Here is a 14121-nt window from a genome sequence, read left to right as displayed (position 1 = left end):
GATCGTTGGCAGGGCATTGTTTTGCGTTTTACGACGTGACGTTTTTGCGACGCACAGCATTTACGATTGTTGGCCGACACCGAGTGGTCACCAGTCAGACTCGCAGCATGGCTCGAATTAGGGGGTCTTCGCAGGCGATTGTTCATCACGCGGCCGCTGGTCATTGGACTTTGAAGACGACGGGCTGACGCTGTTGCTTTGCTCTTTGACCTGCCGAGCCCCCTCCAGGTTCGCGGTCGCCTCGGCATAGTTTGGATTGACACGAACCGCGTTTTGAAAGCTTTCGATGGCCCGGTCGATCTGGCCCAGCTTGATCATTATCACGCCAAGATTGTTCCAGGCGCGATCGTAGCCCGGCCGCAATTGTACGGCGGCCATGTATTCATCGGCGGCCTGCTGCCATTGTTCGCGCGCGGCGAAGATCCCGGCCGTCGCATAATAGACCTCGGCCAGTCGTGGATCGGCGGCGCGCGCTCGATCGAGATGCTGGAGCGCGTCGTCCGATTTGTTTTCGCTGATCAGCAACAGTGCCAGGCCGTAGTTGGCTGCCGCATTCTCGGGCTTGATCGCCAGAGCGCGGGCGAAGTACGTCTGTGCATCCGCTGCGCGCCCCTCGGCGGCCAGAACGCTGCCCATGCTGGCCAGCGTGTCCGGATTCTCGGGTTCGAGTTCGAGTGAGCGCGACAGATGTTCGATTGCTGCGGGGGCTTGGCCCACAAGAATCAACGTTGAGGCGAGGTTATTGTGCGCGCCGACGAAATCGGGACTGAGTCGTAGCGCCTCTTGCAGGTGGGCAATCGCACTTTCGAGCTGGCCGGGCTGAAAACCGTCGCGCTGCCCGAGCTTGACGATCGCCGTGGCCAGATTGTTGTGAATAGCCGGCTCGATGCGCGCCAAGCCAGGGCGCGTAGCGCCGAGAGCGAGCGCCTGGTTCAATTCGGCAACGATCTCTTCTAACTGACCCGGCTGGAATCCCGTCAGTTCACCGGTCTTCAAGAGTGTGGCGCCCAGGTTCGCGCGAATGCCCGGCTCGTTGGGATTCAGTTCTACGGCGTCACGTTCCAACGCCAAGGCCTCGTCGTAGCGTTCAAGCCCTTCGAGGTGCGTGGCCAGGTTCATCGGCGCGAGCCAACCCGTCGGATTCTTGGCGATCGTGTCACGGTACAACGTTTCCAGGTCGTGATAGACGCGCGTCTGGCGCGCGGTAAGGACCATGAGGAAGACCAGCAGAACTCCGAGAACATTGCCGGTTAGTTTCTGGACCGAAATTGATTGCCTCTGGAGATAGCTCGCAATACAGCCCATCGCCAGGGCAAAGAGCGCGATGCTGGCATGGTATTGAAAATGGTCAGCGACGAATGAGTAGCGGAATGGATAGACGTCGAAGAAACCAAGTGCCGGAAACAGCACGCCGACGAAGATCAATACGGCCGCCAGTGGGCCGCGGCCGATCTGCTTGCGTGCCAGCCACAGTGGCACAAGCACGAGAATCGCCGCGAGTGGAAACAAATATTGCCAGAGTTCGCGCGCGTTAATCGTGAAGCGCGGATAGATGAATGTCAGCGGATATGCCCAGGCGAGCTTCCCCGCATAGAACCACACCACACGCCCCGCGAGCAAAACGCGATCCATCGGGCTCAGTGACCACTCATCCCCCATCGCGCCGACGTGATGCCTTTCGAGCCACGCCGTGGTGAGCCCCGTGCCGATGCCTAGAACAAAAAACGGCACAAGCGGCCGAACGTCGCGCCATTGCAATCGGCCGCGCTTCCACCAGACGATCACGAGTATCACAGCCGGAAGCGTGGCGACGACGGTCTTGCTCAGGAGCGCGCCCGTGAACAAAAACAGCGCGAGCGCGTACCACGACCAGCGCCCAGGCGCGACGCTGTGCGCTTCCTTCGCATTCGATGCGGCATCATCGGCGGGCGCGAAACGAAAATAAGCGATCAGCGACCCAAGCGCTAGCGCCAGGCTCAAGACGTTCTTTCGCTCGGTGACCCAGGCCACACTTTCGACGGTCACGGGATGAACGGCGAATAACGCCGCGGCGAGCCATGCACCGCGAACCTGCAGCGCGACCAGCAAACGCCACAGCAATACGGCGCTCGTCGCGTGCAGAAGCACGTTCGTGACGTGGTACCCCAGCGGCGCCAGCCCCCACAGGTGATATTCGATCCAGAACGACGTATGTACGAGTGGGTAGTACTGCGGCAGCGATCGCGGGACGAACCAGATTTCGCGCAAGCCCTCCGCGCTGCGCAACGTCTCGTTATTCGTGACGTGATCGTCGTCATCCCAAATGAAGCCCGCCGAGAAAACAGGAAAATACGCCAGGAATACGAGGAACACGATCGCCACGGCAGCCGGCAACGACGACTTGCCCGACTCGTTCGTCTCGCCGTCACCGCGCGGCTTCTCCGCGGGCAATGGCGAATCGGGGCGCGATGTAGGTGATCGTCGTGACATCGAAAGGCTGTACTGTTACTGCGTCGCGGGTTGCTGCTGGAGTACCTGATAAGCGCGAGCAAGATTCGTTTGAGCACTGGCGTAAGCGGGGTTCACGCGTACCGCCTCTTGAAAGCAGGTGATGGCACGAGGCGTTTCACCAAGGTTCATATAGGTCACACCCAGATTATTCCAGGCGCGGTCGAATTCGGGACGCGCCGCGACCGCCAGGGAGTATTGCTCGGCCGCTTTTTGAAAATCGCGTTCAGCAAACCATAAGTTGCCCAGCACATTGTGGGCGTCGGCATGTTCCGGCTGGGTGGCGAGAGCCGCCTCGAGATGCTGCCTCGCCGCTTCGGCCTGGCCGCCCGCGAGCAACGCCGTGGCCAGATTCACGTGCGCGTCAGCATAGTCGGGAAACAATCGCAAGGCTTCGCCGAGTTCGCCGATGGCTTCGTCGCGGGTCGCCGTGGACGTCGGGTTGCGCTCGGCGACGTGCATCAGGCAGACACCCAGCGTGTTGTGCGCCGTGGCCTCGTCCGGGCCTAATCGCACGGCGGCTCGCGCCATATCGAGCCCTTCGTCAAATCGCTCGATCGATTCTAAATAGACGGCCAGGTTCGCGTAGGCCGTGGGACCGGCCGGATTCTTGGCGATCGTATCGCGGTACAGCCAGTCGACATTTTGAAAGACGACGGATCGCTGTATGGAGAGTGCGACGAGCGTCGCAATGGCGACGACTGCCACCGCAATGCCGGCCGATTGTCGGTCGGACCGCAACTTCGAAAGGAAATGAACGACTGCGGCGACGGCCAAGGTCAAAAGTGCGATGCTCGCATGGTATTGAAAATGATCGGCCACGAACGAGAAGCGCATGGGGTAAACGTCGACCAGGCCCAGCGCGGGGGTGAGCACGCCGCCGAAGATCAGCACCGCGGCCAAGGGGCCACGCCCGATGCGCGATCGCGCGAGCCATAGCCCGACGACTATCGCCAGGGCCGCCAACGGGAACACGTATTGCCACCACACATGATCGTCGATGTGGAAGCGTGGATAGAAGAACACAAGCGGATAAGGGCAAACGAGTTTGGCCGCGTAAAACCACAGCACACGCCCCGCGATCAATGCCCGATCCGCCGGTGAGAAATTCCATTCCAGCCCGGCGGCCCCGACGTGATGCTTCTCCATCCAGGCCGTGTACAATCCGCAACTGATGCCCAGGACGAAGAAGGGCAAAAGCGGCACGAGGTCGCGAATCGAGATCTTGCCCCGCTTCCACCACACGATGACCAGGATCACGGCCGGCAGCGACGCGACGACGGTTTTGCTCAGTAGCGCCGCCAGAAACAAGCCAAGCGCTAGTACGTACCAGGCCCAACGCGTTCCCTCGCGACGTGGTGCGCCCGTAGTAGTGACTTCTTCATTCTCAAGCGGCGCGAAGCGCAGATAACTGAGCATTGCGCCCAGCGACAGCGCCAAGCTCAAAACGTTCTTGCGTTCGGTCACCCAGGCCACGCTTTCGACCATCACCGGATGCACGGCGAAGAGTGCCGCGGCCCACCAGGCACCGGGGACGTTCAACCGCGAGAGCAGCCGCCAGAACAACAGCACGCTTACGGCGTGCAACAGGACGTTCACGACGTGGTAACCCAGCGGCGCCAGGCCCCAAAGATGGTATTCGATCCAGAACGTCGTATGCACGAAGGGATAGTACTGTGGGACGGCGCCGATTTCGAACCAGATGCGGTGCAGGCCGTCGAGCGATCGAAGCGTGGCATTGCTGGTCACATAAGAATCGTCGTCCCAAATGAAGCCAGCGTCGCCGACGGGCGCGTAAGCGATGCACACCAGGCCCACGAGCGCAGCCGCGGCCAGCCATGTCCACCACGACGGCGCGGACGCGGATGCCGGACGACGCGTCTGATCGCGTCTGGCAATCGATCGAGCCGGTGATGAGGGGCGTGGGTTCATTGTGCGATTAAAAACTATTGCGGCGCTGCCGGTTCGCTCCGCGATTTTTGGGCACGTTCCAGATTCGCCTGAGCTTCGGTGTACTGCGGATTCTGGCGAACGGCCTCTTGGAAGTAATGAATCGCCCGGTCTGTGTCGCCGAGCTTCATCATCATGACGCCCAGGTTGTTCAGAGCGCGATCGAACTCCGGTCGCAACGCGACGGCGGCGCTGTACTCGTCCGCGGCTTCGCGCCATGCTCCGTGTGCGGCGAACGCGCCGGCCCGGGCGTTGTGGGCCTCGGCCGAGAGTGCCGGTCCAAGTGTGCGATGCAACGGCTCGGTATTCTGCGGATCAAGATCGAGCGCGCGCTGGGCGTGAGCGACCGCCTCGGCAGCGCGACCGATCGTGGCCAGCGCCAGAGCCAGGTTCAGTTCGGCGTCGACGTAATTTGGTTCGACTTGCAGCGCGGCGCTCAATTGCTCGATCGCCTCGGCGATCTTTTCAGGTTTCGAGCCATCGCTCGTTCCTTGCCGGAGAAATGCCGTTGCCAGTTGCGTTCGAAGGCGTGCCTCGTTGGGAATCGTCCCCCAGGCGTCTTCTGCGGTGGATAACGCACGTCGCAAGTGGTCGATGATCTCGTCCAGCTCGTTGGGCTGCAGTCCGTATCGGTTGCCGTGCGTCAACAGAAAGAACGACAGGTTGGCATGGCCGATCGGATCGTCCGGGTCGAGCGCAAGCACTTCGCGCGCGAGCGCTATGGCTTCGTCGTTTCGTCCTTGCGCGTTGAGATAAACGCCCAGGTTCGAGTAAGCGATCGTGCCGCTTGGGTTCTTCGCGATCGTGTCTCGGTACAGAGTTTCCAAGTCGTGATAAATGAATGTCTGCCGGAAAGAAATCACAGCCAGCACGAACAGCATCACGCCAATTGCGGCGCGGCCGATTGCACGATTAGACGGCTGCAATCGTGCCGTCGCGGCGCTGATGCCGGCGGCGGCCAGTGCCAATAGCGCCACGCAAGCGTGATATTGAAAATGATCCGACACCTGGGCATACATCGCATAATAGATGTTGAAAAATCCCAGCATCGGCATGAGAACGCCCGCGTAAATCAACACCGCGGCCAGTGGACCACGTCCGATGCGGTTGCGCAGCAGCCACAAACATCCAGGCACTGCGATGGCGGCAATGGAAAACACGTATTGCCACCAGGCATGCGTGTCGATCGTGAACCGAGGATAGAAAAAGGCCAGCGGATGTGGCCACACCAACTTCGTCGCGTAAAACCACAAGGCGCGTCCCGCGAGCAGCAATCTCTCGAGCGGCGTCAGGGACCACTCCTTGCCGCGCGCGCCGAGATGGTAAGTCTCCATCCAGGTTGTGATGCTGCCCAGCGCGATCGACAGAACGAAGTATGGCGCCACGGCCAGCCAATCGCGGCGCTCGATCTTCCCGCGTTTCCACCATTGGATCACCAGCAGCACCGGCGGCAGCGTAACGACCACGGTCTTGGCCGTGAGCGCGAGCGCAAATAGGACTAGCGACGCCGCGTACCAAGCCGTGCCCTTTGCGTCGCGTGTTTCTTGTGTTGCGCGGACCTCGGGGAATGCAAATCGCGAATAGCACAAAAGCGAACCGAGCACGAGCGACATGCTGAGCACGTTTTTGCGCTCGGTGACCCAGGCGACGCTTTCGACCATCACCGGATGAACGGCAAACATCGCGGCTGCCAGCCAGGCGCCCGGCACATGCAGTCGCAGCAGCACGCGCCATAACAGCAGCACGGCGGTGGCGTGCAATAAGATGTTTACCAGGTGATAGCCAAACGGCGACAAGCCCCACACGTGGTACTCGAGCCAATAGCTCGTGTACATCAGCGGGTAGTATTGCTGAATCGATTGCGGTACGAACCACATCTGCCGCAGCCCGTCGACGGTGCGCAGCGTGCCGTTAGTGACGATATTTTCTTCGTCGTCCCAAATGAAGCCGGCTGACAATACCGGGGCATAGGTGGCCACGACCATCGCGACCAACAGGGTACCGAATCCCAATGCGCGGAGTTGTGCGTCCGGGTCACTGGCCGACTGGGCGTTGCGAGCCGACTCCTTATGGGTTGGTTCCTGGCCCGTGCCGGCGATCGCGGCCTGTGCTGCCTGTCGCGCTGATTTGCTAGCCATCTAGGGTGCCGCCGCTGGCTTGGCTTTCAATTCCTGCGCCTTTTGCAGGTTCGCCTGCGCCGGAACCGAAGTGGGGTCCAACAGCAGAGCCTGTTGAAAACAGTCGATTGCCTTGTCGAACTGATTCAAGTCGCCGTAGGCCGCCCCGAGCCGGATCCAGCCTTCGACAAATTTGGGGCGCAGGCTCACGGCTACGGCGTAGTGGTTGGCGGCACCCTGAAAGTTCTTGCGCAGGGCGTACTGGTTGGCCAATTCGTATTGCGCATCGGGGTGCTTGGGGCGCAGTTGTACGACCTTTTCCAGATACTGAATCGCTTCGGCCGTTCGTTTTTGCTGCATGCACAAAATGGCCAGTCCGCGCAGTGCTTCGACGTAGTTGGGATCGAGTTCCAGCGCGCGACGAAACGATCTTTCGGCCTCAGCCGATTGCCCTGCGGCGCCGAGTACGGCCGCGCGACCGGTCCAAGAATCGGGATCGTTGGGCCGTAGCTTCAGAGTGCGCGAGAATTGTTCGATGGCTTCATTCGGCCGGTTGGCGTGTACAAGCGCGAACCCCAAACCGCGCCGCGCCGACACCGAGTTGGGATCGATTTCCAGGGCGCGGCGAAAATGGCCCATCATTTCTTCCAGCAGCTCAGGGGTGAAACCGTCGCGCTCGCCGAGCTTGAGCAAGATGTGCCCCATGTTGGCTTGCATCTTTTCGTCGTCGGGATTCAGTTCGACCGCTTTCTTGAAGTTCTCATAAGCCTCGTCGTGGCGGCCTAACGCTTCGACGTACACTGCCAGGTTCGAATAAGCGGTCCAGCCCGAGGGGTTCTTGGCGATGGTGTCGTGATAGAGAGTTTCTAAATCGCGATAGGTCCGCGCTTGACTGAAGCTGAGCATCACCAATACCGCCAGCAGCAGTCCGCCAGCGGCGGGCGCTGCAGCGCGAAATTGCTGCGGCAACCGTGCTGCGGCCATCATCGCGCCGGCACCGGCCAGGGCAAAAAGCGCCAAACTGGCATGATATTGAAAATGATCGGCGACGAACGAATAGCGGAACGGATAGACGTTGAAGAAGCCGAGCGCGGGGACCAGCACGCCACCGAACACGAGCACCGCGGCCAGCGGACCGCGACCAATTCTTTCGCGATACCACCACAGTGTGATCAGCAGGGCCACGGCGGTCAGTGGGAAGATGTATTGCCAAAGCGCGTGATCGTCGATCGCGAAGCGGGGATAGAAGAACGCCAGTGGATAAGGCCAGACGAGTTTCCCCACGTAGAACCAGGCAGCCCGCCCCGCGATCAGAATGCGTTCGAATACTGTGAAATCGAACTCGCTGCCGCGCGCGCCGACGTGATGCTTCTCCATCCACACGGTGAACAAGCCCAGGCCGAGCCCCAGCGCGAAAAAAGGCACCAGTGGCAGCATATCCTGCGGCGTGATCCGTCCACGCTTCCACCAGTAGATCACCAAGATCACGGCCGGCAGCGAGGCCACGACCGTTTTGCTCAACAGTGCTGCCAGGAACAAGACCAGCGCCAGCGCATACCAGCGCCACGCATCGCGCGGTCGAGCAGTTTGCAGCCGGCCATCGTCGTCGGCCGGCGCAAAACGTAGATAGGCGTGCAGCGACAGCAGGGCCAGCGCCAGGCTGAGGACGTTCTTGCGCTCGGTCACCCAGGCCACGCTTTCGACCATGACCGGATGAACGGCGAAGAGCGCCGCCGCCAGCCACGCGCCGGGCACGCGCAGCCGGACCAGCAGTCGCCACAGCAGCACGGCACTCAGCGCGTGCAGCGAAACATTGATCAGGTGATACCCCAGCGGATGCAAGCCCCACAGGTGGTATTCGATCCAGAACGTGGTGTGAACCAGCGGGTAATACTGTCGCTCGGTCGATTTATCGAACCAGATGCGCCGCAGTCCGTCGAAGGTGTGCAACGCCTCGTTATTCTCGACGTAGCTCTCGTCGTCCCAAATGAAGCCGGCGCGAACGACTGGCAAGTAAGCCACGACCACTAGCGCCAGCAATAGCCCTGCTGCCGCGGCCCTTCGCGAACGCGGTTCAGTCGGCGCGTCCGGTAGGTACGTCGCGGGCTTGATCCGGACGGCCTGCTGCTTGCGATGTGCTTTGGTGCGAGGCTTCATAGAACGATCGACAGCTATACGGTCAGGACGACCACGAACAATTACGAGATGAGACTCTGGCGGGCTCGAGCGCGCATGCTGCCGTGGGAACTGCCCGTTGCCCCACGCGCCGGCGACTTCCGGCCAAATTCTGAGCCTAACCCGCTGGTTTCGGCGGGACAAGTTTAGGAATCGGCCGCGCGGTTAGATGGTCAGCTTTCGGTCGCGGGCAACCACGGGCCAGACGCCTGTTGCGCGACGATTGACGATTGTAACGGCCGCCGCGTGCAGAGCGACGGTGGGACATATATGCCAGGGCACGCCATATAAGACGTCGCCCACAGCGAACTCGCCGGCATGCGAGGTTTCGATCGCCAGATGCTCTTCGCTGTGAACGACCGATTTCGCGTCGGGCAGATCGAGCAAGTGAACGCGCTGGTCGGGATTGTCGGGTGAGACCGCCTTATAGCCCAGGTCCAGACACAAACGATTCGCCGTCGGCCGGCTGATGACGCGGGTCACCAAGAGCGCCGCTGGCAGGAAGTCGAGATCCGGAAAACGCGTGGCGTAGGCATGATCCCAAAACACGCACGTACCGGGACTGCATTCGCGGTCCACGTGGCCGGCATAGACTGGGAACGTTGGTGTGCCACCACTGACGATGCGTGGCACGGGCAGGCCTGCGATTGCCAGGTCGCGCAGTAAGTTGTCCACCGCGGCAAATGCCGTCTCGGCATCTTCTCGACGCTCGGCCAGGTCCGAGGCGCGAATGTGACCGTCGTAGACGTGCAGCCCACCAGGCTTGAGCCCAGGTGAGAGCGCAATCCGACGATAGAGGTCAACAGCCTGCTCACCGGGAGCAATGCCGCTGCGATGCATGCCCACGTCCAGGTCGAGCAGGACTTCGATCGTCGCGCCGACGGCCTCGACCGCCGCCGACAGTTCTCGTACTGCCTGGGCATCATCGGCCACGGTCGAAAAGTGTGTCGCGGGAAACGTGGCGGCCAACTGAGCCATTCGCGCCGCGTTCGGTCCGACCGGCTGGTAGGCCAGCAGCACGTCGGGCGCCCCGCACTGGGCTAGCATCTCGGCTTCGGCGATCGTCGCGCATTTGAATTTCGTAATGCCCAACGCCAGCTTGCGCCGCACCACGTCTGGCATCTTGTGCGTTTTCACGTGCGGACGCAGGCGCGCCACGTCGCCGGTGCGGGCAATCATGCGGCGCAAGTTCTCGTCGACCCGATCCGGATAAACGACCAGGGCGGGCGTGATCAGGTCGGCAACATTGTCGATCGTGTACCAGGGCTGATTCATGCTGGCAAAAGGGCGAGATACGGATCGGGGGCGGATTTCAACTCAGCATAGCCTGTGGCGCGCGGTCCGCGAATCGGTGATAGCACCGGCCGTTGGAGATGAAATCCCCAAATTCATTCAAGTTCTCTGTACCGGCCGACCGAAACATTAGCGGCCGAGGGTGCGTCGCACCGCGGCAGTCTTATCGCCGCTGAACCAGACGGCCACCCACCGAGAGCTGTGCGATCGCGATGAAGCGATTCTTTCGCCTCTGCCATGGACCGCTGGACGGGCGCACGCTTAGCCCGGGAACGGTCGATTATCAGCGGGCCACTCGCGCAGGGCAGACGTCGCGACCGGCCTTTGCGATGCCAGACCTGGCCCACTCGGGCGCCGCGGAGCAAAGCCCGGCTGCCGAGCCTGTGCCGGTACATCTTTATGAGCCGTTCGACCGGATCGACGAAATCTGGCTCGAAATCGTCCTCTGCAAATATGTCGGCTCGCAGCAGCAGACCGATGCGGAACTGAATTAACGGTCGGTTTCGCACGCCGGCCGAAATTCGCCCGCCGGTCGACGGCACATGGCATTCTGGCGATTCTGTTGCCCGACAGGCTTTCTCCCAGGTGTTGCTCCGCGCCTAACCTGGTGACCTGCTGATTCGCGGGCTGACGACGACGGCGCCAGCTACTCACGGTGCGGTATACTCGGCGGCTAGCGAGAGAGATTTGCAGCCCCCGAACCGCGAGACTTTACGATGAGCGAGCCCCTGGCCGGCCAGCGTTTCCTGATGTTTGTCGATGACATCTATGAGGATCTGGAGCTATGGTACCCCCGGCTGCGGCTGATCGAGGCCGGGGCCGCGGTGACCGTGGCCGGTCCGGCGGCGGATCGCGTCTATCACGGTAAGCACAGCTATCCCTGCCGGTCGGACGCCGCCATAGCAGACATGAAGGCCGGAGACTTCCACGGCGTCGTAATTCCTGGCGGTTTCATGCCGGATAAGCTGCGCCGCGACCCGCAGGTCCTGTCGCTGGTGCGCGAATTCGCCGGGGCGGGCAAGCTCGTGGCCGCGATCTGCCACGGGGGTTGGATCCCCATTTCGGCGGGCGTGTATCGGGGCGTTCGGGTCACCGGCTCGCCCGGCATCAAAGACGATCTGGTCAACGCCGGGGCCCAGTGGGAGGATGCTTCCGTGGTCATCGACCGGCATTTCGTCTCCAGCCGTAAGCCGGATGATCTGCCGGACTTCTGCCGCGGGATCTTGGCGGTCAGCGGGAAGCGATAGCGATGCGTGCCGCGAGGGACCGGTCGGGTCGATCATGCGTTTTGGCAATTTGGATGATTTTCGTAGAGCATTCTCTGTTTCGGATGGGCTTTTAGGAACCATCTCTGGCTTTATCGAGCAGGGACTCGCGTCGGTTCTCGACGGGGGCCGGGAACATTAAGGAACCGTTTGCTACCTCACGTTTTAGGGCAATTATAATTTGTCCAAATTGCTTGTCCCGCCTCGATGGCATTGATAAACTGACGATTGTCATATCCAGGGGTGCTTTCTGCGCCGTACCAGTCGGCTGGGGACACAAGAGAGGTAATTATATGATCCGTCGTATTGCTCGCGGTTCTCGACTGTCGCACGGGCGCGTCACGCCCGAACGCCGGGGCTTCACCCTGGTCGAGCTATTGGTAGTGATCAGCATCATCGGCACCCTGGTGGCGCTGTTGTTGCCGGCCGTGCAGATGGCGCGCGAAGCCGCACGCCGCAACACGTGCATGAACAATCAGCACAACTTGAGTTTGGCGATCACGAACTATACCGGGGCCCGCAAGCTGTACCCCGGATATCGTGACGCGATGCAAACCAACCTTGGATTGGTGCCCGTCAGTTGGACGACTGCGATTCTGCCCTACATGGAGCAGCCGCAGGTCTATAACCAATGGAAGCAGATGATTGGCGGGGCAAATATGAGTCTAATGTCTTTCCCATATCTCGAACCGCTTGTCTGCCCCAGCGATTTGACGGTTCAAGACGTTAGTGCCCCGATAAGCTATGTTGTGAACACGGGACAAGCGGACCTATATCCGACGACGTCATCGATTGGGGGGAACACTTACAATGCAGGCGGCGCGACGTCGCCAGGCTCCAGTCAGCCGGCAAAGGCCGCGCTGATTCATCCGGATAGTCCTGCTAACGGCATCTGCGTAAGTCGCTGGGATCAGAACTGGGTCGCCCAAGGAAAGCAGAGCTCGCTGCCACGCAACACCGACGACACGATTCGGGATGGCAAGAGCAATACCTTGTTGCTGGCGGAAAATCTCGAGGCGAGAAACTGGTACGACGAAACGAGCTATGGCGACCCGAATCTCGCGAACAGTACCAACCTGTTGACTGGTAATGCGTCGTTCCCAACAACCGATACGAGCACGACTTTCCCGACATCGGTTACATCGAATGGCTATTTGACCGCCCCGGTTGGTCCCACCGGTACCAAGTTGTCGACCGGTACCCCGCAAGCACCGTCGCTCCTCACTGCCGAGGCGTTTACTGGGTTTGTCTGGTGGCCTCAATTCGTTCCTCCGTCGCAGGTGTGTGGCATCAACGGCCTTCCGCAGACCGAAGTTGGATATGCCACGGACATGTACTACGCACGTCCCTCCAGCAATCACCCTGGCATCGTCGTCGTAGCATTTGCCGATGGTCACGTTCAGACCCTGAGCGAGAATATCAATTACACGGTGTATTGCTTGCTGATGACTCCCGATGGCGCGAAGTGCAATCCTCCTGGCCTACCGTTTGTCAGTTCCAAAGACAATACTTTGCCTAGTTTTTACACAAATACGCAGGCAGTCACCGGCGGATTTCGCAACTCGGTCGTCAGTGGGTTGGATATCCAGTAACTGCGTGATGTCGCCGCTTGATTGCGGCGTAGCGTTGATTCAATCTGTGCAAACGTGAAAGGTGGAGGTCGCAAGACCTCCACCTTTTTTTGTAGGGTGCCTTGCGGGCGCCAGGCGATCCGTTTGAGGATTGCATCACCGCGACGGATTCATGGTACGAACAGCGTACGCTACGTGGGATGGGCGACAGCGGAACGGTTGCCTACCTTGCCTGCACTATGCGCTACGTTCGGCAATCGGGCGTTGATCTCGCCGACAATTTCGCGCCGCGCTTCGCACACTTTTCGGCGGTGATCCGCAATCGAGGCTCGGTCTTCACGCTTGGCTCGCTGGGCCGGCGCTCCGCGGTCGTTTCCCCTATAATGGCGACCGTTGCGTTGGACGCGGTTGCTTAGGGCGTCGGATTGAATCGCGTACTGGTTGCCCGCCGCGCTACATGTCGCGTCAATTTCAAATGCGGTGCCCACAGGGCACCCTACGATGAGGAGTGTTGGTGGTATGGATACCGGTACGATTTGGCGTGATTTTTTTCTGGCGTGGCCGAAGGATATGTTGCGACGGGGGGTGCTGGTTACGACCTTCGAAGAGCAGATTCCCTTCGACGGTTTTCTCACCACCGAGACCCTGTTGCTCCTCGAGCGGCGCACGCCCGACACGATCGGCGCCCGCAAGGTGATCCTTCCCTTCGGCAACATCGCGGCCATCAAGCTGGTGGACGTGGTGAAGCAGAAAATATTGACCACCGCCGGGTTCGCGGGCGATCTACCGAATCAAGGATGACCGGAGCGAAGGAGTGGGCAACCGGCCGTAGGCAGAGGGCAGTGAAGCAAATGCAGAGTGATGAGTGGGGGAAGACGCTTTAGCTCGGCGCTTCGGGCTGGTGTGTGGTTCGTGACGGCTTTTTGGGATAGTGTTTTTGACCCAGCCGAAATTTATGGCCGTCATTCATCGGTCATCTCATCGTTCATCAATCGGCATTCGTCGATTATTTGCTGAAGGCGTGAACGTTTTGCGGCCTGAAGGCCTGAAGGCCTGAAGACTGGTGTGTCTCGGACACACCCTACAAGTACTTAGAAAATCCGGCCACGAAAAGTGCGAAAAGGCACCAAGAGAAAGTTAGGGAACTGTGCCTAGAGAATTCTCTGTGGCCTCGGTGAACTCTGTGGCAAGAATCTTCTGGCCCGGAAGGGAAAGAGTGGGCCGCTGACAGTCGGCTGGGGCCGTTTAGAAACGGAGAATGCG

General features: G+C 60.5%; 9 protein-coding genes. 4 read left to right on the top strand and 5 right to left on the bottom strand.

Features of this window, described 5'->3' with window-relative positions; genetic code table 11:
- Window positions 1-117: 117 nt before the first annotated feature.
- From VGN12_16455 to VGN12_16435, 5 genes are all read right to left on the bottom strand, one after another.
- Window positions 118-2469, bottom strand: a complete 2352-nt coding sequence (locus VGN12_16455) for a tetratricopeptide repeat protein (protein ID HEY4311045.1) — start codon at window positions 2467-2469, stop codon at window positions 118-120.
- A gap of 15 nt (window positions 2470-2484) precedes the next feature.
- A complete protein-coding gene (locus VGN12_16450; GenBank protein HEY4311044.1) occupies window positions 2485-4419 on the bottom strand; it encodes a tetratricopeptide repeat protein in 1935 nt (644 codons plus the stop codon).
- Between the two features lie 14 nt (window positions 4420-4433).
- Complete coding sequence (locus VGN12_16445; protein HEY4311043.1) at window positions 4434-6575, bottom strand: tetratricopeptide repeat protein; 2142 nt, start codon at window positions 6573-6575, stop codon at window positions 4434-4436.
- Window positions 6576-8711, bottom strand: coding sequence for a tetratricopeptide repeat protein (locus tag VGN12_16440; protein ID HEY4311042.1), 2136 nt, complete (start codon window positions 8709-8711; stop codon window positions 6576-6578). It abuts the gene before it with no gap.
- A gap of 183 nt (window positions 8712-8894) precedes the next feature.
- Window positions 8895-10004: a D-TA family PLP-dependent enzyme gene (locus VGN12_16435; GenBank protein ID HEY4311041.1), complete on the bottom strand. Its 1110-nt coding sequence runs from the start codon at window positions 10002-10004 to the stop codon at window positions 8895-8897.
- A gap of 230 nt (window positions 10005-10234) precedes the next feature.
- On the opposite strand from VGN12_16435, the gene VGN12_16430 reads away from it, so the two are divergent.
- The 4 genes from VGN12_16430 to VGN12_16415 all read left to right on the top strand — a co-directional run bounded on the left by VGN12_16430 (window position 10235) and on the right by VGN12_16415 (window position 13659).
- Complete coding sequence (locus VGN12_16430) at window positions 10235-10516, top strand: hypothetical protein (protein HEY4311040.1); 282 nt, start codon at window positions 10235-10237, stop codon at window positions 10514-10516.
- Between the two features lie 222 nt (window positions 10517-10738).
- Complete coding sequence (locus tag VGN12_16425; protein HEY4311039.1) at window positions 10739-11269, top strand: type 1 glutamine amidotransferase domain-containing protein; 531 nt, start codon at window positions 10739-10741, stop codon at window positions 11267-11269.
- 311 nt (window positions 11270-11580) lie between these two features.
- The gene (locus tag VGN12_16420; GenBank protein HEY4311038.1) at window positions 11581-12879 is read left to right on the top strand and encodes a DUF1559 domain-containing protein; all 1299 of its coding nucleotides are present in this window, start codon (window positions 11581-11583) and stop codon (window positions 12877-12879) included.
- Between the two features lie 498 nt (window positions 12880-13377).
- Window positions 13378-13659 carry a hypothetical protein gene (locus VGN12_16415; GenBank protein ID HEY4311037.1) on the top strand — a complete coding sequence of 94 codons (282 nt, stop codon included), beginning with the start codon at window positions 13378-13380 and terminating at the stop codon, window positions 13657-13659.
- Window positions 13660-14121: the final 462 nt, after the last annotated feature.

Source organism: Pirellulales bacterium (assembly GCA_036499395.1).
In the GTDB taxonomy this organism is placed as follows: domain Bacteria; phylum Planctomycetota; class Planctomycetia; order Pirellulales; family JACPPG01; genus JACPPG01.
This window is presented reverse-complemented; position numbering and strand designations above follow the sequence as displayed.

What these genes read in the sequence shown, in the direction of transcription:
- VGN12_16455 (HEY4311045.1), bottom strand. Translation starts at nt 2,469, where the DNA reads ATGTCACGACGATCACCTACATCGCGCCCCGATTCGCCATTGCCCGCG.
- VGN12_16450 (HEY4311044.1), bottom strand. Translation starts at nt 4,419, where the DNA reads ATGAACCCACGCCCCTCATCACCGGCTCGATCGATTGCCAGACGCGAT.
- VGN12_16445 (HEY4311043.1), bottom strand. Translation starts at nt 6,575, where the DNA reads ATGGCTAGCAAATCAGCGCGACAGGCAGCACAGGCCGCGATCGCCGGC.
- VGN12_16440 (HEY4311042.1), bottom strand. Translation starts at nt 8,711, where the DNA reads ATGAAGCCTCGCACCAAAGCACATCGCAAGCAGCAGGCCGTCCGGATC.
- VGN12_16435 (HEY4311041.1), bottom strand. Translation starts at nt 10,004, where the DNA reads ATGAATCAGCCCTGGTACACGATCGACAATGTTGCCGACCTGATCACG.
- VGN12_16430 (HEY4311040.1), top strand. Translation starts at nt 10,235, where the DNA reads ATGAAGCGATTCTTTCGCCTCTGCCATGGACCGCTGGACGGGCGCACG.
- VGN12_16425 (HEY4311039.1), top strand. Translation starts at nt 10,739, where the DNA reads ATGAGCGAGCCCCTGGCCGGCCAGCGTTTCCTGATGTTTGTCGATGAC.
- VGN12_16420 (HEY4311038.1), top strand. Translation starts at nt 11,581, where the DNA reads ATGATCCGTCGTATTGCTCGCGGTTCTCGACTGTCGCACGGGCGCGTC.
- VGN12_16415 (HEY4311037.1), top strand. Translation starts at nt 13,378, where the DNA reads ATGGATACCGGTACGATTTGGCGTGATTTTTTTCTGGCGTGGCCGAAG.